Source organism: Methylocystis rosea SV97, assembly GCF_000372845.1.
GTDB lineage: Bacteria > Pseudomonadota > Alphaproteobacteria > Rhizobiales > Beijerinckiaceae > Methylocystis > Methylocystis rosea.
The window spans coordinates 2171290-2189996 of the sequence record NZ_KB889963.1 but is presented as its reverse complement, the minus strand read 5'-3'; the positions used below and the strand labels follow the sequence as shown (position 1 = coordinate 2189996).

Genomic DNA, 18707 nt, shown 5'->3' with positions numbered 1-18707 from the left:
CGTCAGGATTGACGCCAAAAGCCGGAAGTGCTCTTAACCGAGCATGGCAGACTACCATTCTTTGATCGCGAGAGCGGTCGCCGCTCTGCCGCAGTCCACGCCGGACACGCGCCAAGCGGTCTATGAACGCGCCCGCAAGGCGCTGTTCAATCAGTTGCGCGGCATCCAGCCGCCGGTCGCAGAAGCCGATATTGCCGCCGAAGGCCGCGCGCTCGAAGACGCGGTCCAGCGAGTCGAAGCTGAGCTCGCCGCAAACGAGGCGCAAGCGACAGAGCCTCGCGATGGGACGTCTGCGCCGCAGCGCAAGCCGCATCCGAATAAACCTGTCGAGCGCGCGCCGAGCGATAACGCGGATTCGTCTTGGCGCGAGGCGCCTCACTCATCCATCACGGGCGAAGACGATGTCCCGCTGCGTGAAGCACAGAGGCCGCCAGCGCCGCTGCCGCCAGCGCCGAGGCCGCAGCGTTCGAAGCGTCTCATTCTGTCCGTCGCCGGCGTTGTCGTGGCGCTCGTGGCGGTCGTCGGAACTCTTGCCTGGCAACTTCGCGAGCAGCCTGAGGATCTGGCCAAACTGAAACCGGAGAAGTCCGCCTCCAATGGGCCCGAAGGCGGCAAGATCAACGACCGCGTCGCGGGCGACGGGCAAGCGGCCAAAACGGCCAAAGCGCCCACGCCGCGCAGCCCCGCCGTGCCGGTGGCGCAAAAGGCGGAGATGTGGGTGGGCTCGCTCGCCGAGCCCACAAAAGTCGACAAAATCTACAATGGCTCCGCCGTCTGGCGCCTGGAGAACGTCGGCGGGCCCGGCGAACCTGTGGGATCGGCCATTCGCGGCGACATCGAGGTCCCCGACGCGAAGCTAAAAATGACTCTGCTGTTTCGCAAGAACACCGACGCCACTCTTTCGGCCTCGCACACCATCAACGTGTCGTTCACGGTGGCTCCTGGCAGTCCCATCGGCGGCGTCAAGGCCATCGGCCCCATCCAGATGCGCCGCTCCGATGCACAGTCGGGAGAAAAAGTCGCCGGCATTCCCGTGCCGATCACCGAGAATAATTTCCTCATCGGGCTGATGCGGGGCGACCATGAGGCGCGCAATATTCTCCTGTTGCGGTCGCTCGCGGCGTTAGACTTGCCGATGCAGCTCGCCGACGGCCGCGCGGCGACGATCAACATGGAAAAAGGCCCGTCTGGCGAGCGCGTCTTCGCCGACGCCATCGACGCCTGGGGAAAATAAATCCCAGCTTCGCTGCAACGGCCATGACGGCAGCGGTCTTCGCTCTAGTGCGCTTCCCGATCACATGAATCACGTGATCGATAAGGAATCGCTCAAGATCAAAGTATATTGGAGCAGGTTCTCATCGAAAAAGTCTGTCAACTTTTTCGGAACCTGCTCTAAACGTCACACGACGAGCGTCAGTCTCTTCGCAGCGCGCGTCACGCCGGTGTAGAGCCATCGCGCCCGATGTTCGCGGAAGGCGAAGGACTCATCGAAAAGCGTCACGTCGTCCCATTGCGAACCCTGGGCCTTGTGGACGGTGAGCGCATAACCGAAATCGAACTCGTCCGAGTCCTTGCGAAGCGCATAAGGAATGTCGGTCTCAGCGCCGAACAGTTGCGGAACGACCGCCACACGCTGAAATTTAGCGGCTTCGCCATCTTCCGGCGTCACCAGCATTCTCACCTTGCCGCGGCGCAGGGCTCCGGCGCTCTTTACCGTAAACAACGCGCCGTTCAGAAGTCCCTTCTTGCGATTGTTGCGCAAGCAGACGAGCTTCTCGCCCGACTGCGGCAGGTCGCCCGTAAAGCCACGCAGCTGACGCAGGCGTCCGTTATAGGCGCGCCGCGTTTTGTTCAGACCGACGAGCACCTGATCGGCGCCGGTCACGAGCGCCGGATCAAGCGAGTCACGGCTGATCACGCGCGTATCGCCGAAGACGCCGCGCTCGACGCTCTCGCCTGCGCGGATCGCCATTGACAGGCGGATGATCGGATTGTCCGCCGCCTGTCGATGCACCTCTTTCAGCATCACGTCGGGCTCGGCGTCGGTGAAGAAGCCGCCGCCTTTCACTGGCGGCAATTGCGCCGGATCGCCGAGCACCAGCACCTTCTTGCCGAAAGACAGAAGATCGCGGCCGAGTTCCTCGTCGACCATCGAGCATTCATCGACCACGATGAGTTTCGCACGCGCGGCGGCGCTGTCGTCATTGAGAACGAAAGACGGCTCTTCGGTCTCCGTGTCGGTCGCGCGATAGATGAGGCTGTGAATCGTGCGCGCGTCCTTGCAGCCCTTGGAGCGCATGACGAGGGCCGCCTTGCCGGTGAAGGCTGCGAAGGCGACATCGCCCTCAACATGTTCGGCAAGATGCCGCGCGAGCGTCGATTTGCCGGTTCCGGCGTATCCAAACAGCCGAAACACCTGCCGCGCGCCGGGCGTTTCAAGCCAGCGCGCGACGGCGGTCAGCGCTTGATCCTGTTCGGGCGTCCAGATGGGCATGGCTACGGTGTCGAATCCAGGCGTCACGATGGCGGAGCCGACGCCGGCGAACAAGCGCCATTATCAATCTTGTCAGGCGCTGAAGCCCGCAATCAGCAGCGCGCCGCCGAGCGCGAAGGAGATGAGCGCAAACACGGGATAGCGCTTTTCATATGCCATTCGGGCGAAAATGTCGCGCACCGTCTGCGGCGGCAGAAAGAGCGTCAGGAAACCGCTGATCAGCGTGATCCAGCCGACAAGCGAGACGAGCGCCGCGGCCGTGTCGCTCCAAATGTCGTGGCCGATCACAATGGCGAGACCGATCGCGAGGCGTATCATGCCGACGAAGGCGATGGCGACAGGCTCGCGCGAAACGCTCTCGATCATCTGCAGCGCCACGTCCCTGCGCACCAGCATCCACGCCGACATGATCAGCGCGTAAGCGCCTATCAGCTTTGCGAGAAAAAGCGTAAGCGGCGTCATGAACGCCTCCTTGCCGAATCGCCCTTCACACCGCCGAGGAATGGCGGGCCGGCGCCGACTGCAGGTAGGCGTCAAAGGCGGCTGCGACAAGGCGAACGAAGGGCTTTCCATATTCGGTCACGGCGAGTCGTCGGCCCTGTACGTCGATGACGCCGTCGTCCGCAAGAGCCTCGAGCGACGCCTGCGCCGCGTCGAAGGCGTCTTCCGCATAGCCGTGACGCGCAGCCACCGCGCCGTAGTCAACATCGAAATCGCACATGAGGCGTTCGATCAGATCGGCGCGGGCGATATCCTCGCGCGTGAACGCGAGGCCGCGCGTGGTTGCAAAGCGTCCTGACTCGATCGCGCGTCGCCATCCCGCAAGATCGGTGGCGTTCCCGACATAGCCCTCCGGAAGCCGCCCGATGGACGAAACGCCAAAGGGCAGCAGCGCGTCGGCGGCGTCAATCGTGTATCCTTGGAAATTGCGGCGCATGCGCCTTTCGCGCGCGGCGACCGCCAGCGGGTCCTCGGGACGCGCAAAATGATCGAGTCCGATCGCCTCGAATCCCGCGGCTTCAAGGGTCGCCCGCACGGCCGCCGCCTGCGCGAGACGCTCGCCGGCGCCCGGCAGCGCCGCGGCGTCGATCAACTTCTGGTGCGACTTGAACCAGGGCACATGCGCATAGCCGAAAACCGCGAGCCTCTGCGGCGCGAGCGACGCCGCGAGTGAGGCGGTGCGCGCGGCGTCTTCGACGCTCTGCTTCGGCAGCCCATACATCAGATCGAGATTGATGGCGGTAATGCCTGCGCCGCGCAGCAATTCCACGGCGCGCGCCACCGTCTCATAAGGCTGGATGCGGCCGGACGCCTCCTGCACATGCGCGTTCAAATCCTGCACGCCGAGCGACGCCCGCGTAACTCCGGCGGCGGCAAGCGCCTCGACGAGATCGGCGTCGAGAATGCGCGGATCGAGTTCGATCGCGTGTTCAGTTTCGGCGGAAAGATCGAAATGATCGCGCAGAACTGCAACGATGGCGCTGAAACGCGAAGCGCCCAGAATGCCCGGGGTGCCGCCGCCCCAATGGATGCTCACGACGCGCCGCGCGCGCGTCGCTTCTGAGGCGAGGGAGATTTCGCTCTTTAGTGTCTGCGCATAAGACTCGAGCGGCGCATCCTGGCGCACCGCCTTCGTGTGACAGCCGCAATAGGCGCAGATGGCTGTGCAAAATGGAACGTGGAAATAGAGCGAGAGCGACGCGGAAGGCGCGAGGTTCGCGAGCCACGCACGCGCGTCGCCGTCGCCGATCGACTTGGAGAAATGAGGCGCCGTGGGATAGCTCGTGTAGCGCGGCGCGGATTTTTCGGCCAAGGCCAGCGACGCTGGGTCCATCCTAGTGACTCCCTCGCCGCCGCGCGGCGCCGCTTAAATTGATAGCGCGCCTCGGCCCGGCGCGCAAAAGCGACGACCTGCCGCACTTTGACGCGGGCGCGGTGTGAATCGGCTTGGACGCAGGCCGTGAAAAAAGGCAAAGTGAGGCGATTTCACGAGGGCGGGAGCATGGCGCAAATGGCGATATTTTCTGGGCGACGACAGCAATGGCTGGGGTTCTGCCTTTTCGCCGCCGCGAGCGTCTCGGCGCCGCTCGCGCTTGCCGCCGGACCGACGGAGGCCTCTGGCCGCTACTCGATTCTCCGCGAGGGAGACAAGGATACGGGCTGCATGCTGACGCTGGATGCGCGCACGCGCGGCGGCGCCGGCTTGAAGGCGCAGCTTGCTCCGGCCTGCCGCGACAATGGCGTCGTCATTTTTGATCCCATTGGCTGGGGTCTCGACAGGGGTAGGCTCGTGCTCACCGCTCGCAAGGGGCACAAGGCGCATTTTGAGAAGGGCGCCGACGGCGTGTGGCGCCGCGACGCCAAGGAAGGCAAGGCGCTCGGCCTTCGCCCCCTCTAGCAAGCCTTAGCTCTTCATCCGCCAAACGCTTCCGAAAAAGAAGCCTCCCGGATTTCTCCGGGAGGCTCTCCACCGTCGCCGCGCGAGAGGGGCGGGGTGCCGGCGACGGATCGTGTGGCGCGGCCGCCGGCTAATCGCAAACTCGTACCCGGCGATAGTCGACGATCTCGCCCCACGGACCATGAATCGGCTTCCGGAGAAAATGACACTCTCCGTATCCGTAATAAGCATCGGCGTGGTCTGCCCACGAGCCACGATAGGGCTCCGGCGCGAACCAGGCTTCGCGTCCGTCATCATAGGGATCGTAGCCATGACCAAAGCTCTCGCTTTGGTGGCGGCCATGACCAAAGCTCTCGCTTTGGTGGCGGCCATGACCAAAGCTCTCGCTTTGGTGGCGGCCATGACCAAAGCTCTCGCTTTGGTAGGGAGCATGGCGTTCGGAGGAATCGTCGCCCAGATCCTGCGCGACGACCGGGGTAGCTGCGAGCGCCAGGATGACAGCGAGGATGGAAAGCTGGCGCGACATCTTGGCTCCGGTCACTAGGGAGAACAGGCGCGGGGAGAAGTTCGCAAGCTCGCCTGCCGATACGCTCACTCTGACGCACGTCAGCTGAACCGGACATGGCCGCGCCGTTCATCCGGCAGTCAGCTTGCGGTGGGGCTTCTGCGTCTGTGGCGCGAAGCCGCAAAGCGTATCATTTTCGTCCAGGCTGATCATTTTCGCGACTGCGGCGTTTCAAAAAGGCACACTTTTTGGCGTCTCATCCCCGACGCCCACATCAAGTTGTCCAGGAAATCGCTGTGCATCCAGGGACCAGCGAAGGAACGGCTCAAGCGCCGCGCGTTAGCACGCAATCTGCAGAATAACGAGATATTGCGCCAAGTTGCGTCAAATTGGAACGTGCGGCGGCTACTTGTCGATGCCTGAGATGCGCATTGAAAGACAGCCATTCGGCAATGTGACCTGCCGCACTGCTGAGCAATCAGTTTCCGACGCAAGTTGCGCAATACCTCGGCCAAGCGGACAGGCAACCCGCTTCAGGCCCAAAACTGGGGATTAGAGCGCCGATGTCGATCGCGAATCCAAAAGAGATGCTGAAGCCCTTCGTCGCGCGCGCCAATGGCGAAGACGTCGAACATGAAATGGCGTCGCATGAAGACGGCGCACGCGGCACGCTCACGCGCGAGGACATTGCGCTGGCGATCCATCGCCGGCTTGAAGGCATGTCGCGCCGCGAAGCCAAGCGCCTGACCGATCTGGTGATCGAGGAAATGGCGGCGACTCTCGCGTCCGGCGAGTCGCTCAAGCTGCACGACTTCGGCTCATTCATCGTGCGCACGAAACGCGAGCGCGCGGGCCGCAATCCGCGCACCGGCGCGCCGGTGCCGATCGAAGCGCGGCGAGTCATCACGTTCAAGGCGTCGCCCAATATGAAGGCGACCATCAACGGCGAGATTCCTTTGACGAAGGTCAAGAAGCGGGCCCGTGGCCGCGTCGCGCGGCAGCAGGACGGGGCCGAAGTGGTGAGAATCTTCGCCCCCTGAAATCTCGGAAGTCCGCGCTCCTCCCTGTGAGCGGACCTCGGGCCCGATCGTTCGCCGCACGCCCCGGCGAACCTTCGGGCCCTCTCTATTTACGGCAAGGCCGCGCGATTGAGCTTGCCATTGGCGTTGCGTGGCAGCGCGTCGAGGAACATGACCGCGCGCGGACATTTGTAGGCGGCGAGATGCGCGCGGCAGTATTCGAGGATGGCGGTCTCGTCCCGCGCCACGCCATCGCGCGTCACGACATAGGCCTTGATGATCGTCGCGGTTGCGTCGCGCCCCGGCCGTTCCGCCGCCGCCGCTTCGACGACGCCGTTGATCTCGAGCAGCCTTTTCTCGACTTCCGCCGGCGAGACCCGGTAGCCGCCCGCGTTCATGACTTCATCGACGCGGCCGTGGCGCCACATGTAGCCGTCGGCGTCGAATTCGACGAGATCGCCGGAGACGAACCACTCGCCGCGAAACGCCTCGCGCTCCTCTTCTTCACGGTTCCAATAGCCGAGCATCATGCCCGGATCGTCCCGGCGCACGGCGAGGAGGCCTGTTTCGCCTGGCCGAAGCGGAGTCTCGCCGCCCTCTTGCGGCAGCGCCGCCACGGCCCTCCCCGGCTGCGGCCTGCCGGGCGAGTCCGGACGCACCGGCGCCGTCGGCCCGCTGGAGACGAAGGTCGAAATCTCGCTCATGCCGAAGGCTTCGAAAATCTCTTTGCTCGTACGGGCGCGCCAATCGGCGAGCAGGCTCGACGGCAGCGCCGCGCCTGCCGAGAGCGCATGGCGCAGGCTCGATAGATTGGCGCTCTCCGGCGCGCCATATTTGAGGATCTGCCGAAAGACGCCTGGCACAGCGGCGAAGATCGTCGCGCGATAGGTTTCGATGAGACGCGGCCATACCGCAGGATCTGGATGCCCGTTGTAAAGCACCGCGCTGGCCCCGGCCGACAGCGGATCGACGACGCCAACGCCAAGCGTATAGGTCCAATTGATGGCGCCGGCGTGCAACATCACGTCGCCGGGGCCAAGCCCCGTCCAATGCTCCCGCATCGGCCGTCGGCCCCAGGCGGCGCGATGCGCATGCAACACGCCTTTCGGCCGGCTCGTCGTGCCTGAGGTGTAAACGAGATAAGCGGGATCGTCAGCGCCGGTGTCGACATAGTCCGGGATGGGCGCGCTCTCGGCGAGCCGCGCCAGATCGGCGCCGCGCAAGATGTGAAAGTCTCCGCTATGCGGCTCGTTCTCGAAGGATGCGCCCAATGCGAGCACGGACGCGCCGCAATCGCGCGCCATGAACTCGGCTTCCTCGAAGGTAAGCTGAGAGGACGCGAGCAGCGCCACATAGCCGGCGGCGATTGACGCGAAATAGGCGAGCGCGGCATTGGCCTCATTGCCCATCCGGATCATGACACGCGCGCCCGCCGGAAGGCCGAGCGACCGCAAACCGGCGGCCAGACGCCGCACCTTCAAATCGAGCTCAGCGTGGGTCCAGCGCTGCGCGCCGGCGTCGCCGACGACGGTGAGCGCCGTCGTGTCGGGCCGCAGCCGCGCATTTTCGGCGAGGCAATAGCGCGCGAGATTGAAACGCGGCGGGACGGGGTCGTGCATGAGAGAAATCTTCGCAGTCACACGGCCTTCTGGCATTCGGCGCCAGCTTGGGCAAGAGCGCGCCTTCATTTGACAAATGTCGAGGCAAATGGCCACGGAATTTGGTCGCAGCCACATCGTATCGATTTGAGATTGACGCGCGCCAGATCGCGATGCACGGCTTTGGCATGACCCGCTATGTCGCGCTGTTACGCGCCGTAAATGTCGGAGGAACCGGCAAAGTCGCCATGACCAAACTCAAGGCGATGTGCGTCGACGCTGGTTTCGATCGTGTCCAAACTTATATCGCGAGCGGAAACGTCGTCTTTAAAAGCAAAGCCTCTCCAAGAAGGGTAAAGTCGGAACTGGAGGCGAGATTGCTCGCCTATGCCGGAAATCCTGTCGCGGTGTTTGTGCGCACCGCCGATGAAATGCAGGCAGTTCTCAACCAAAATCCCTTTCCGGAAAAGCCGGCCAATTTCACCGTGGCCATTTTTCTCGATGATCCACCGCCGCCCGATGCATTAGATCGCGCCAAAGGCAAAGCAGACGAGGAAATGCATTTGGGATCACGCGAGATTTACGTTCACTATGGCGCAGGGATGGGGCGCTCGAAACTCGAAATTCCGGCTGCCATGCATGGCACGGCGCGCAATATGCGCACGATCGCAAAACTCGTCGACATGGCGCGCGAAATTTGAGAATGCGCGCCGACGCCAAGGCAAGGCGGGACTAGTTGCTACCTGCACGCATCTCACGCGCGGATTGTCCAAACCGCCGGCGGAACGCGCGGCTGAAATGCGAGAGATCGCTGAACCCCCAGCGGTAGGCGATCTCGCCGATCGGCGCGCAAACGTCGGCGCAGAGGTCGCGGCGACAATTCTCGAGACGCCTCGCCCATACATAGCGCATAAGCGAGAGGCCCTCGGCTTCGAACAGCGAATTGAGATAGCGCGACGAGAGGCCCAGCGTCTGCGCCGCCATCGCTGGATCGAGCCGCGGATCGCCGAGGCGGCTCTCAATGAACCGCTTCACCCGGCGCAGCGTGGCCTCCCGCCCTCGGTTTATCCGGTGATGTTCGCTGGGTTCTAAGAGCGACAAGGCGATCAGATCGGCGCAGTGACTGGCCATCGCATCGAAGGATTCCCCGGTCAGCTCGCCCGCATGGGCCGCGAAGGACCGTATGTAAGACACAGCCATCGCGCCGACTCCCGCTGCGCCAGCGACTCGCAACGCCGCGCAGCGGTCGACTTCGGGCGAGAACGCACGCGTCGTCGCGCGCGGCAGCGAGACAATCAGCTTGGAGAATTTTCCCGGGCAGTGAATCTTATGCGGCCGCGTCGCGTCGTAAATTGTCATATCGCCGGGCTTCAACGAGACCTGGCGTCCGTCCTGCTCCAGAAAATATTCGCCCGAAAGCAATACGGCGGCGAGATAAACATCATGGCTGTCGGGTAGCGACGGCTGGTTGGGCTTTTCGATCAGTATGGCGTTTGAGCGGATCGAAGAAAGCCGAACATCCTTCCCCGCATAGATCGTCATTTCGTTGAACAGGCGTTGCGCCGGAAGAGGACGCACGTCGACGCGCGCGTATTCGCGTCCGATCACCTCGCATAGCCAGTCGCGTCGCCGCTTCGGCGGAGCGTGCTCGGTCGAAAGGATCTGCGCCTTCGTCATCGATAGTTCCTTCAACCGCAGCCGACGGCCGTTTCAGACAAGTTTATCAGCCGTCCCGGTCAAGCGCTTTCTTGCTGAACGCGGCATGTATCGAGCTTCCGGCGATCGGCCGAGAAGAACCCGAGGATGTCGTGATGACGGACAACGCGCAATCGGCCGAGACGACAAACATTATTCTCGTCCGGGGCGCCGCCCTGTGGATTCTCGTCGCGCTCGTTCTGGCGTGGTGTCTGGTGTCGCTCAAAATGGAAGCGCCGCTCGTCTCGGCGGTCTTTCCCGGGAAGTTCTCGCGCGTCTTGCAGGCCCATATCGACTTCCTGCTGATGAGCGCGCTCCTGCTCGGCTTCTATGGAACGCGCATTCCTTTCGCCTGGCCCGTGCGCTGGGCGATGGTCGTGGGCGCTTTCACTAATTCGAGCCTGTTCGTCTTGCAGGCGGCGTTTCCAATCCTCGACGGCCCGCCGGCCGAAGGCTGGGGTCCGAATTTGTTCAGGCTCTATCTCATGGCGAGCATCGTGACGACGACGCTCGGCTTCGCCGGCGCTTGCCTCACCGTCCTGCGCTTCCGTCCGAATCCCTCGAGACTCGATGTCTGACTGACGCAGCTCGGCGGAATGTCTAGTCGAACAGGCTGGAGACGCTCTCTTCCCTGGCGGTTCGGGCGATCGCCTCGCCGATCAGATGGCCGATCGGAATGACGCGGATGTTCGGGGCGGATTCGACCGCGGCCGTCGCGCGGATCGTGTCGGTGACGACAAGCTGCTTCAGCTTCGAGTTGGCGATGCGCTCCGCCGCCGCGCCCGACAGCACGCCATGGGTAATGAAGGCGTAGACGGAGCCGGCGCCCGCCGCGAGCAGGGCTTCGGCGGCGTTGCACAGCGTTCCGCCCGAATCGACGATGTCGTCGATGAGGATGCAGTTGTGGCCGCTCACGTCGCCGATGATGTTCATGACCTCGGAGTCGCCTGCGCGCTCGCGGCGCTTGTCGACGATGGCGAGCGGCGCGTCGATGCGCTTCGCCAGCGCCCGCGCGCGCACCACGCCGCCGACGTCCGGCGACACGACCATGACATTCTTGAGCTCAAGGTGGGACTTGATGTCCGCCACAATGACCGGCGCGGCGAAAAGATTGTCCGTTGGAATGTCAAAGAAGCCCTGAACCTGGCCGGCGTGTAGATCCACGGTCAGAACGCGGTCCGCGCCCGCCCGCGTGATCAGATTGCTGACAAGCTTGGCCGAGATCGGCGTGCGCGGCCCCTGTTTGCGGTCCTGGCGGGCGTAGCCGAAATAGGGAATGACCGCCGTGATGCGACGCGCCGAGGCGCGGCGCAGCGCGTCGATCATGATCAGCAGCTCCATCAGGTGGTCGTTGGCCGGCGCGGATGTGGACTGGATCACGAACGTGTCCTGCCCGCGCACATTCTCCAGGATTTCCACCCAGATTTCCTGGTCGGCGAAGCGGCGAACCTGGGCGCGACAGAGCTGAACGCCCAGGTGGGCGGCGATCGCCTCCGCCAGCGGCCTGTTGGAGTTGCCCGCCAGGAGTTTCATCGCCGCCATTTAAATCCATCCCCGCGCCTTAAACGCCGCGGCGTCATAGCAGCGATGGCGGCTGCGAACAATATGACGCAGGAATGTCGGATCTCCGAAAAACTTCGACAGGATTGCCTCTTGGACGGGTAATGCTCTAAATGGTGACAGCGGCCTCACCGATGCGCGGCGGGCCGGGGCTTTTGCGCCTTCACCCATCTCGCCCCACTTTCCGTATAAAAACAGGCGTCGCTTCCGAAAATGACGAATAGCGTATCGGATCATGCGCCGCAGCCTTCCTCGCCGCGCGAGACGCGCGTCGTCGTCGCCATGTCGGGCGGCGTCGACTCCAGCGTCGTCGCCGCTCTGCTGCAGGAGCAGGGCTACGACGTCGTGGGCGTCACGATGCAGCTTTATGATCACGGCGAAGCCACGCACCGCAAGGGCGCCTGCTGCGCGGGGCGCGACATCCACGATGCGCGAAATGTTGCGGCGCGACTGGGCATTCCGCACTTCGTTCTCGATTACGAGAGTAAGTTTCGCGAGAAGGTGATTGACGAATTCGCCGCGAGCTACGCCAGCGGCGAGACTCCCGTGCCCTGCGTCGCCTGCAACCAGTTCATCAAATTCGCCGATCTCATGGAGACGGCGAAGGACCTCGGCGCGCACGCGCTCGCGACCGGCCATTACATTTCCGCCCGCGACGACGGACGCGGCGGCCGTGCGCTCTACCGCGCCAAGGATGCGGCGCGCGACCAGAGCTATTTCCTGTTCGCGACGACCCGCGAGCAGCTGCGGATGCTGCGCTTTCCGCTCGGCGACTATACCAAGGCCGAAGTTCGCGACATGGCCCGTCGCTTCGGACTCGAGGTCGCCGATAAGCCAGACAGCCAAGACATCTGCTTCGTGCCGACGGGACGCTATACAGACGTCGTCGAGAAGCTTGCGCCAGCTTCGGTGGTGCCCGGCGAGATCGTGCACCTCGACGGCCGTGTGCTCGGACGCCACGCCGGCGTCATCCACTACACCATCGGGCAGCGCCGTGGCCTGGGGCTAGGCGCAAAAGTCGCCGGCCGCGACGCGGAGCCGCTTTACGTCTTGCGTCTTGACGCCGCGAAGGCTCAGGTCGTGGTCGGCCCGCGCGAGGCGCTGGACACGCGCGCCGTGCAGCTACGCGACGTGAACTGGATTGGCGACGGCGCGCTCTCTTCCCTGCCGCCTGAGGGCCTCGACATCATGGCGCGCGTGCGCTCGACGCGGCCGCCAGTCCCCGCGCGATTGATCCCGGGCGGGGACGGCGGCGCGCTGGTCGTCTTCGCGGCAAGCGAATTCGGCGTCTCGCCTGGGCAGGCGTGCGTCTTCTACGACGCAGACGAAAATGAAGCGCGCGTGCTCGGCGGCGGATTTATCGCCGGGATCGAGCCTGCAGCAATGGTGATGGCATCAAAGGCGCCGCCGCTGCGCGCCGCAGAAGTGCGAAGGGCGCCTCGATGAGCGAAGCAAGGAATTTTTTACGGGAAGTCGAAACACTCGACAACGGCAATGTCGAGGCCGCCTATGCGCGCTGGGCGCCGATCTACGACCTGACGTTCGACATTTTGTTGAAGCCAGGCCGTCGCGCCGCCGCCGCGGCCGCGTCCAACTCTCACGGACCGATCCTCGACGTCGGCGTCGGCACGGGACTCGAACTGCCGATGTTTGCGGCCAATACGCGGGTCGTCGGCGTCGATCTGTCGGAGCCGATGCTGCGCCGCGCCGCGCAGCGCGTGCGCCGCGAGCGTCTCGGCCATGTCGCGGGCCTCGTGAAAATGGATGCGACGCGAATGGCGTTCTCCGACGCGAGTTTCGGCTGCGTCGTGGCGCCCTACGTGCTCACGGTCGTGCCGGAGCCTCAAGCTATGCTCGACGAACTCGCGCGCGTGCTGCGGCCGGGCGGCGAGATCGTGCTGGTCAATCATGTGAGCGGCAAGGACGACGCCATCGCGCTGTTCGAGGCGTGGCTCGACCGCCATATGGCGCCGAAACTCGGCTGGCGCCCGCAATTTCCCTGGTCGATCATCGGCGACTGGATCAATCGGAACCCGCAGATGAGGCTCGTCGAGCGCCGCCCGCTGGCGCCCTTCGGTCTGTTTACGCTGACGCGGATCGAGCGTCTCCCAGTAGAGAGAAAAGAACGCGAAAGGTCCGCGCCAAAACAGTTGGCGCTCGCCTAGAGCGTTTCCCGATCTGTTTCCCGATCACATGGACTCATGTGATTGATAAGGGAACCGCAAATCGAAATGTTGGAGCAGGTTCTGATCGAAAAAGTCCGTCGACTTTCTCGGTACCTGCTCTGGCGAAACTCGCAGACGCCACTGGCGCCCGGCCGCGCATAGCGCTACATTCATTGGGCGGCGCTGCGGGGTGCGTGCAGGACTATTATTCCCCGGGGCCTTATCGATCCTTATGGGAGCTGTCCCTGGCCTCGCCCGTGGGCTTGGTCATATGGCGCCCACCTACGTTGTAGGTTCCCGGGATCGATGTCCCACGGCTCTTGTGGCCCGCACTCTCCTTCCCTGTTATTGCTCTCGCATGAGCGATTTGAAAGCCGAGCTGCGGCGCCGTTCTCTGGCGCGCCGCGATCTCATCGCGCCGCACGAAGCGCATGAGGCGGCCGCTTCCGTCGCGCGCCAAGGCGTCGCGCTCGTCGCCGGCATTGCGCGCGATGCGAAACTGAACGCGCCGCCCGTCGTTTCCGTCTATTGGCCGATCCGCAGCGAGTTGAACACCCGACCGCTCATCGATGCCCTCACAGCCGCAGGTTTTTGCGTGACGCTGCCGGTCATGCACAAGGTGCGTCAGCCCTTGGTGTTTCGCGCCTTCACGCCGGGCGACGACCTCGTCAAAGGGCCGTTCGGCCTATCGGAGCCTTCGGACGACAAGCCTGCATACGACCCCGATATTGTGTTTTCGCCGCTCGCCGCCTTCGATCGGCGCGGTTTTCGGCTGGGCTATGGCGGCGGCATCTATGACGCCACGCTCTCTACCCTTCGCGCCAAAAAGCCGGTCATCGCCGTCGGCGTCGCCTATTCCTGCCAGGAAGCAGACCATGTGCCGATCGAACCGCATGACCAGCGGCTCGACGCCGTCATGACCGAGCAGGAGACGCTGCGGTTCGCAACCGCCGCCGCCTAGAGCGCGCTGCGAAAAAGTGGGAACCGGTTTTTCGCGTAGAGCGCGCTCTACACTTTGGGAGTCGATCACGATTATCTGCATTTGGGCGATGCGCCCAAATGCAGCGTGATCTGGGACGCGGAACCAATTAGAACGCAGCACGTTAACGTGCTGATGCGGACTATTTAAATTTCTTTTTCGGAGAGTTTGAGATGAAGGCTTGCTATACAGCGGCCGCCCTCACGGCGGCCCTCTTGTTTTTTCCGGCCAGCGCGCAGGCGACCTGCCGGATTTTCCAGCATCGAGACTATGGCGGCTCCGGCTACACGCTCCACAATTTTGAGCGGATGAAGATGGTGCGCGGCGAAAGTCTCGGATGCACGACGAACGGCCACGGCGGCGGGTGTGAAAGCACGATCTACAATCCGTCGTGGAACGATCATGTTTCGTCGTTCCGCGTGAAGGACGGATGCACCCTCACATTATGGCAGCACGTCAATCAGGGCGGCTCGAGATTTCGTTCAAACAGAAGCTATCGTTACGTCGGCGACCGCTGGAACGATCAGGCGTCCGAAGCGCTCTGCATGTGCTGATTTGGCGCGGGGCCGATCACAGGCGTCTCGGCGGTTCGATAAGAGCCGCCGAGATTTCACGCCATACTCCCTCACCTCATCGCGTCGGCGCTGACGGCAGATTGACGAGCTGACCGGCGCGCAGCTTTTTCGACTTTAGATCGGGATTGCGCTCGGCGATCGCGCGCCATTTGCTGGTTGCGCCGTAGAGCCGCCTGGCGATGGATTTAAACGTGTCCCCCGCGCGCGCCGTATACGTTCCGCTGTCCACGGCGGGTGCGGGAGGGACCGCAGACTCATTGGCCGCGACCTGAGCAGCGGGCTCCGTCGATTGGCTGGCCTCGCTCTCCGCTTTCGGCGCAGCGTCCGACGCCGCGGGCTCGGTCTGCGCGACGGCCGCGGCAGGTTCGGTTGGCTCGGCGGATTCGCCAGTCTGCTCGGGTTGGGGCTCCTGCAGCTGCGCCGTCGCCGAATCGGGTCCGACATTGGGCCCACGGGGTCCCACGAAGAGCAAATAGGCGATCGCGAGAGCGGCTGCGACAAGCGAGGCCTCGGCAAGTCCGCGTCGGCGCTTAGGGGGAACGAGCGCCGGCCGCTCCCGACCATCCGCGGCGCGCGTGTGCTGCTCTTCCGGCTCGCTTCCGCGCAGCCAGACCAGCGCCTCGAAGGCGAAATACAGGAACAGCGCCGCCGTCACCGGCGGCTTCTGGAATGATAGAGGGGCAAACATATAGGCGACGACCCCGAGCTGAATCAGCGCCGATAGCCATGGCAGGCCAATCGCGCCCAGCGTCATGCGGCGACGGACCGCCTGGGCTGCGGCAAGAAGGAAAAGCGCCAGATAGGCCCAGAGCAGCATGCCCGCGCCGGCGAAGCTCCAGCCGAACGCGGCGTCGCCCAGGAGATAGATCAGCCCGAGCGCGGCGGCGGCATACGCCAGATGAAGTAGCCTCTGCGGAGTCAAGATCCGGGTGAGATGAAAGGTCAGCGCCGCCACGAGCGCCGCCACCAAAATGATCGCCGCAACGTGGGATGTAAGGTTTGAACTCATGCAACCGGGCTCCTTATGGCGCCAGCTGCGCGCCGTCGGTCCGACTTCAATGCACATGCCTATGTGACAGTTTCTTGAGAAGAAGCGCGGCAATCGCAATTATACTGATTTTTCCGATACGCCCGCGCTATCGAACGTGGCCATGTCGCTGTGACATGCGAGCGCCGCTTTTATCAGGCCAATGGCCAGCGCCGCGCCCGAACCTTCGCCGAGCCGCATGTCGAGATCGAGCAGCGGGCGTTTGCCAAGCCGCGTCAGAACTTCGCGATGCGCGCCCTCCGCCGAGACATGGCCCGCTAAGCAATGGGCGATCGACTCGGGCGCGATGGCGTGGAGTAGCGCCGCGGCGGCGCAGGCGACATAGCCGTCAAGCACCACGGGAATGCGGTTGAGCCGCGCGGCGGCGATAGCGCCCATCATGGCCGCGATCTCCCGCCCGCCGAGCCGGCGCAGGATTTCCAAAGGATCGGCGAGATCCCGAGCATGCAACGCCAGCGCGGCGTCGATCGCGGCGTTCTTGCGCGAAAGCCCGGCGTCGTCGACGCCCGTGCCGCGTCCGGTCCAGCGCGAGGCGGGCCCGCCGTAAAGCGCGGCATAGATCGCCGCCGCGCTCGTCGTATTGCCGATGCCCATCTCGCCTGGCGCCAAGAGATCGATATCGCCCTGGATCGCCTCCATCCCATAGGCGAAGGTCGCCGCCGCTTCGCGCTCGTCCATGGCGGGAGATTCAGTAAAGTCGGCGGTCGGCCGTTCGAGCGCCAGCTCATAGACTTTCAGGCCGACGCCATAAGACTTGCAGATCTGATTGATCGCCGCGCCGCCAGTGAGAAAATTCGCCACCATCTGCTGGGTGACGCTCGCCGGGAAAGCTGAAACGCCCTGCGCCACGACGCCGTGATTGGCGGCGAAAACCGCGACGAGGGGGCGCTCGATCGCGGGCTCCGCCCTGCCCTGCCAGGCTGCGAGCCATTCGACGATCTCTTCGAGACGACCGAGCGCGCCGGGCGGCTTGGTGAGCCGGCCGTCACGCGCGCGGACCGCCTCCGCGGCTTGCAGATCGGGGCCGGGCAGCGCCGCCAGCAGGATACGGATTTCTTCGAAGGGATGAACGGCGTGAGACATGCCGCCGGCTTTACCGGGTCGCGGCGACATTGGCGAGCGGCTGAGCCATTGAGGCCGAAGACTGCCTCGTCGGCGCCTCCTCCAATGACCGCCCAGGACGTCAGAGGCTTTGCCGCTACGCTTCCCGCAACGACGGTTGGGCCCGCACGGCCTCGAAAGCGGCGAGCGCGCGCTCCCGCGCCTGGGCATGGTCGACGATCGGATGGGGATAGGTGACGCCAAGCACGACGCCGGCCGCGCGCAAGACGTCGTCTGGCGCCGCCCACGGACGATGGATGTAGCGGACGTCGAGCCCCGCGAGCTCCGGCACGTAACGGCGCACATAAGCGCCGTCCGGATCGAATTTTTCACCCTGAAGCGCGGGATTGAAGATGCGGAAGTAAGGCGCGGCGTCGGCGCCGCAGCCCGCCACCCACTGCCAATTGGCGCTGTTGTTGGCGAGATCGGCGTCGACCAGCGTGTCCCAGAACCAGCGCTCCCCCTTCCGCCAGTCAATGAGCAGGTGCTTGATCAGGAAGCTCGCCGAAACCAGACGCGCGCGATTGTGCATCCAGCCCGTGATCCACAATTCGCGCATCGCCGCGTCGACGAGCGGATAGCCGGTCTGACCGTTCCGCCAGGCGTCGAGCGAGGTCTCGTCGTCGCGATAGGGAAAACGCTCGAAGGTCCTGTCCAAAGGGCGGTCAGGCAGGTCGCAGTGGGAGATCAGCAAGTGATGGCAGAACTCCCGCCAGCCAAGCTCCCTCAGATAGGCTTCGCCGCCGATGCTCCCGGGGTCGCTGATCGCGTGCCAGACTTCGCGCGGCGACAATTCGCCAAAGTGCAGATGCGGGGAAAGCCTGGAGACGCCGACTCTGCCCATGAAGTCGCGTTCAACCTTGTAGTCGACGACATGGTGGCGCGCGAAGTCTGCAAGTTCGGCGCGCGCGGCCGTCTCGCCGACGAGCCAGACCTTGCGCATGCCGATCGCCCAATCGGGATTTTGGGGCAGCAGCCGCCACGAGTCGAGATCGTCGCTGTCGGGCGGAAGCGGCGCGGCGTGCAAAACCTCGGGCGCCGGAAGCGGCCGCTCCGGCGGCGGCGCGGCGAGGCAGGCCCGCCAAAAAGGCGTGAACATGCGGAAGCTCTCGCCCTGTTTGGTGCGAAGCGTCTCCGGCTCAAAGAGCAGCGACTCATGGAAACAACGGGCTTCTACTGCATCGTCGGCCAGCTGCGCCTCGAGTTCGGCGTCTCGCCGCATCGCCCAAGGCTCGTAGAGCTTGTTCCAGAAGACGGCGCCGGCGCCGGTTTCGGCGATGATCTGCTCAAAGACGTAGGGAGCGCGCCCGCGGCGCAGGGTCAGCGTCAGGCCCCTGCTGGCGAGGCTCTCGGACAGCGCTCTCAGAGAATGGTGCAGCCACCAACGCGCAGCGGCGCCGGTGCGCCATTCTCCGGGGCTTTCATCGTCCAGGATGTAAAGGGCGACGAGCGGCGCTCCCGATCGAGCAGCCGCCAGAAGCGCCGGATTGTCAGAGATGCGCAAGTCATTGCGAAACCAGACGATCGCCGGCGCATTCATATCGCGAGAACCCCGTTTGACATTCCGAAA

The 18707-nt window shown here is 64.2% G+C and carries 19 protein-coding genes and 1 other RNA gene; 10 read left to right on the top strand and 10 right to left on the bottom strand.

The window, feature by feature from the left end; genetic code table 11:
- The first annotated feature begins 43 nt into the window (after nt 1–43).
- Entirely contained in the window at nt 44–1234 is a 1191-nt protein-coding gene (locus A3OO_RS0111485; RefSeq protein ID WP_018407992.1) for a hypothetical protein, read from the top strand.
- Between the two features lie 165 nt (nt 1235–1399).
- Here the strand turns inward: A3OO_RS0111485 and A3OO_RS0111480 are convergent, their stop codons facing one another.
- From A3OO_RS0111480 to hemN, 3 genes are all read right to left on the bottom strand, one after another.
- Complete coding sequence (locus tag A3OO_RS0111480; RefSeq protein WP_026222906.1) at nt 1400–2494, bottom strand: ATP-dependent DNA helicase; 1095 nt, start codon at nt 2492–2494, stop codon at nt 1400–1402.
- 72 nt (nt 2495–2566) lie between these two features.
- Nucleotides 2567–2956 (bottom strand): hypothetical protein, encoded by a 390-nt coding sequence (locus tag A3OO_RS0111475; RefSeq protein WP_018407990.1) that lies wholly within the window; start codon nt 2954–2956, stop codon nt 2567–2569.
- 25 nt (nt 2957–2981) lie between these two features.
- Complete coding sequence (gene hemN, locus A3OO_RS0111470) at nt 2982–4328, bottom strand: oxygen-independent coproporphyrinogen III oxidase (protein ID WP_018407989.1); 1347 nt, start codon at nt 4326–4328, stop codon at nt 2982–2984.
- Between the two features lie 177 nt (nt 4329–4505).
- Between hemN and A3OO_RS0111465 the strand changes: the two genes are divergently transcribed.
- Nucleotides 4506–4892 carry an AprI/Inh family metalloprotease inhibitor gene (locus tag A3OO_RS0111465; protein ID WP_156824805.1) on the top strand — a complete coding sequence of 129 codons (387 nt, stop codon included), beginning with the start codon at nt 4506–4508 and terminating at the stop codon, nt 4890–4892.
- Between the two features lie 130 nt (nt 4893–5022).
- Here A3OO_RS0111465 and A3OO_RS23585 read toward each other — a convergent pair whose 3' ends face one another.
- Nucleotides 5023–5487: a hypothetical protein gene (locus A3OO_RS23585; protein WP_156824804.1), complete on the bottom strand. Its 465-nt coding sequence runs from the start codon at nt 5485–5487 to the stop codon at nt 5023–5025.
- Nucleotides 5488–5960: 473 nt separating this feature from the next.
- Here A3OO_RS23585 and A3OO_RS0111450 point away from each other — a divergent pair, with 473 nt between their 5' ends.
- Nucleotides 5961–6437 (top strand): integration host factor subunit alpha, encoded by a 477-nt coding sequence (locus tag A3OO_RS0111450; RefSeq protein ID WP_018407985.1) that lies wholly within the window; start codon nt 5961–5963, stop codon nt 6435–6437.
- An 89-nt stretch (nt 6438–6526) separates the two neighbouring features.
- On the opposite strand, the gene A3OO_RS0111445 is transcribed toward A3OO_RS0111450, so the two are convergent.
- Nucleotides 6527–8035, bottom strand: a complete 1509-nt coding sequence (locus A3OO_RS0111445; RefSeq protein WP_026222905.1) for an acetate--CoA ligase — start codon at nt 8033–8035, stop codon at nt 6527–6529.
- 167 nt (nt 8036–8202) lie between these two features.
- Here A3OO_RS0111445 and A3OO_RS0111440 point away from each other — a divergent pair, with 167 nt between their 5' ends.
- On the top strand, nt 8203–8715 hold the full coding sequence (locus A3OO_RS0111440) for a DUF1697 domain-containing protein (RefSeq protein WP_026222904.1): 513 nt from the start codon (nt 8203–8205) through the stop codon (nt 8713–8715).
- 31 nt (nt 8716–8746) lie between these two features.
- Here the strand turns inward: A3OO_RS0111440 and A3OO_RS0111435 are convergent, their stop codons facing one another.
- Complete coding sequence (locus A3OO_RS0111435) at nt 8747–9691, bottom strand: AraC-like ligand-binding domain-containing protein (RefSeq protein WP_018407982.1); 945 nt, start codon at nt 9689–9691, stop codon at nt 8747–8749.
- 134 nt (nt 9692–9825) lie between these two features.
- Between A3OO_RS0111435 and A3OO_RS0111430 the strand changes: the two genes are divergently transcribed.
- Nucleotides 9826–10287, top strand: coding sequence for a hypothetical protein (locus tag A3OO_RS0111430; protein ID WP_026222903.1), 462 nt, complete (start codon nt 9826–9828; stop codon nt 10285–10287).
- Between the two features lie 22 nt (nt 10288–10309).
- Here A3OO_RS0111430 and A3OO_RS0111425 read toward each other — a convergent pair whose 3' ends face one another.
- Entirely contained in the window at nt 10310–11242 is a 933-nt protein-coding gene (locus A3OO_RS0111425; RefSeq protein WP_026222902.1) for a ribose-phosphate pyrophosphokinase, read from the bottom strand.
- A gap of 240 nt (nt 11243–11482) precedes the next feature.
- Between A3OO_RS0111425 and mnmA the strand changes: the two genes are divergently transcribed.
- From mnmA to A3OO_RS0111405, 5 genes are all read left to right on the top strand, one after another.
- A complete protein-coding gene (gene mnmA, locus A3OO_RS0111420) occupies nt 11483–12715 on the top strand; it encodes a tRNA 2-thiouridine(34) synthase MnmA (protein ID WP_018407979.1) in 1233 nt (410 codons plus the stop codon).
- Nucleotides 12712–13434 carry a class I SAM-dependent methyltransferase gene (locus A3OO_RS0111415; protein ID WP_018407978.1) on the top strand — a complete coding sequence of 241 codons (723 nt, stop codon included), beginning with the start codon at nt 12712–12714 and terminating at the stop codon, nt 13432–13434. The genes mnmA and A3OO_RS0111415 overlap by 4 nt, the downstream gene beginning before the upstream one ends.
- A 177-nt stretch (nt 13435–13611) precedes the next feature.
- Nucleotides 13612–13766: non-coding RNA, 6S RNA (gene ssrS / locus A3OO_RS22940), on the top strand.
- Between the two features lie 26 nt (nt 13767–13792).
- A complete protein-coding gene (locus A3OO_RS0111410) occupies nt 13793–14395 on the top strand; it encodes a 5-formyltetrahydrofolate cyclo-ligase (protein ID WP_018407977.1) in 603 nt (200 codons plus the stop codon).
- Between the two features lie 191 nt (nt 14396–14586).
- The gene (locus tag A3OO_RS0111405) at nt 14587–14967 is read left to right on the top strand and encodes a hypothetical protein (protein ID WP_018407976.1); all 381 of its coding nucleotides are present in this window, start codon (nt 14587–14589) and stop codon (nt 14965–14967) included.
- Between the two features lie 76 nt (nt 14968–15043).
- Here A3OO_RS0111405 and A3OO_RS0111400 read toward each other — a convergent pair whose 3' ends face one another.
- The 3 genes from A3OO_RS0111400 to A3OO_RS0111390 all read right to left on the bottom strand — a co-directional run bounded on the left by A3OO_RS0111400 (nt 15044) and on the right by A3OO_RS0111390 (nt 18677).
- On the bottom strand, nt 15044–15997 hold the full coding sequence (locus tag A3OO_RS0111400) for a LysM peptidoglycan-binding domain-containing protein (RefSeq protein ID WP_198008792.1): 954 nt from the start codon (nt 15995–15997) through the stop codon (nt 15044–15046).
- 99 nt (nt 15998–16096) lie between these two features.
- Nucleotides 16097–17119: a nicotinate-nucleotide--dimethylbenzimidazole phosphoribosyltransferase gene (gene cobT, locus A3OO_RS0111395; RefSeq protein WP_018407975.1), complete on the bottom strand. Its 1023-nt coding sequence runs from the start codon at nt 17117–17119 to the stop codon at nt 16097–16099.
- Nucleotides 17120–17234: 115 nt separating this feature from the next.
- Nucleotides 17235–18677 carry a cryptochrome/photolyase family protein gene (locus A3OO_RS0111390; RefSeq protein ID WP_018407974.1) on the bottom strand — a complete coding sequence of 481 codons (1443 nt, stop codon included), beginning with the start codon at nt 18675–18677 and terminating at the stop codon, nt 17235–17237.
- Between the last annotated feature and the right edge of the window lie 30 nt (nt 18678–18707).

What these genes read in the sequence shown, in the direction of transcription:
- A3OO_RS0111465 (WP_156824805.1), top strand. Translation starts at nt 4,506, where the DNA reads ATGGCGATATTTTCTGGGCGACGACAGCAATGGCTGGGGTTCTGCCTT.
- A3OO_RS0111405 (WP_018407976.1), top strand. Translation starts at nt 14,587, where the DNA reads ATGAAGGCTTGCTATACAGCGGCCGCCCTCACGGCGGCCCTCTTGTTT.
- A3OO_RS0111390 (WP_018407974.1), bottom strand. Translation starts at nt 18,677, where the DNA reads ATGAATGCGCCGGCGATCGTCTGGTTTCGCAATGACTTGCGCATCTCT.
- A3OO_RS0111450 (WP_018407985.1), top strand. Translation starts at nt 5,961, where the DNA reads ATGTCGATCGCGAATCCAAAAGAGATGCTGAAGCCCTTCGTCGCGCGC.
- mnmA (WP_018407979.1), top strand. Translation starts at nt 11,483, where the DNA reads ATGACGAATAGCGTATCGGATCATGCGCCGCAGCCTTCCTCGCCGCGC.
- A3OO_RS0111410 (WP_018407977.1), top strand. Translation starts at nt 13,793, where the DNA reads ATGAGCGATTTGAAAGCCGAGCTGCGGCGCCGTTCTCTGGCGCGCCGC.
- hemN (WP_018407989.1), bottom strand. Translation starts at nt 4,328, where the DNA reads ATGGACCCAGCGTCGCTGGCCTTGGCCGAAAAATCCGCGCCGCGCTAC.
- A3OO_RS0111440 (WP_026222904.1), top strand. Translation starts at nt 8,203, where the DNA reads ATGACCCGCTATGTCGCGCTGTTACGCGCCGTAAATGTCGGAGGAACC.
- A3OO_RS0111415 (WP_018407978.1), top strand. Translation starts at nt 12,712, where the DNA reads ATGAGCGAAGCAAGGAATTTTTTACGGGAAGTCGAAACACTCGACAAC.
- A3OO_RS0111425 (WP_026222902.1), bottom strand. Translation starts at nt 11,242, where the DNA reads ATGAAACTCCTGGCGGGCAACTCCAACAGGCCGCTGGCGGAGGCGATC.
- A3OO_RS0111430 (WP_026222903.1), top strand. Translation starts at nt 9,826, where the DNA reads ATGACGGACAACGCGCAATCGGCCGAGACGACAAACATTATTCTCGTC.
- cobT (WP_018407975.1), bottom strand. Translation starts at nt 17,119, where the DNA reads ATGTCTCACGCCGTTCATCCCTTCGAAGAAATCCGTATCCTGCTGGCG.
- A3OO_RS0111485 (WP_018407992.1), top strand. Translation starts at nt 44, where the DNA reads ATGGCAGACTACCATTCTTTGATCGCGAGAGCGGTCGCCGCTCTGCCG.
- A3OO_RS0111475 (WP_018407990.1), bottom strand. Translation starts at nt 2,956, where the DNA reads ATGACGCCGCTTACGCTTTTTCTCGCAAAGCTGATAGGCGCTTACGCG.
- A3OO_RS0111400 (WP_198008792.1), bottom strand. Translation starts at nt 15,997, where the DNA reads ATGAGTTCAAACCTTACATCCCACGTTGCGGCGATCATTTTGGTGGCG.
- A3OO_RS0111445 (WP_026222905.1), bottom strand. Translation starts at nt 8,035, where the DNA reads ATGCACGACCCCGTCCCGCCGCGTTTCAATCTCGCGCGCTATTGCCTC.
- A3OO_RS0111435 (WP_018407982.1), bottom strand. Translation starts at nt 9,691, where the DNA reads ATGACGAAGGCGCAGATCCTTTCGACCGAGCACGCTCCGCCGAAGCGG.
- A3OO_RS0111480 (WP_026222906.1), bottom strand. Translation starts at nt 2,494, where the DNA reads ATGCCCATCTGGACGCCCGAACAGGATCAAGCGCTGACCGCCGTCGCG.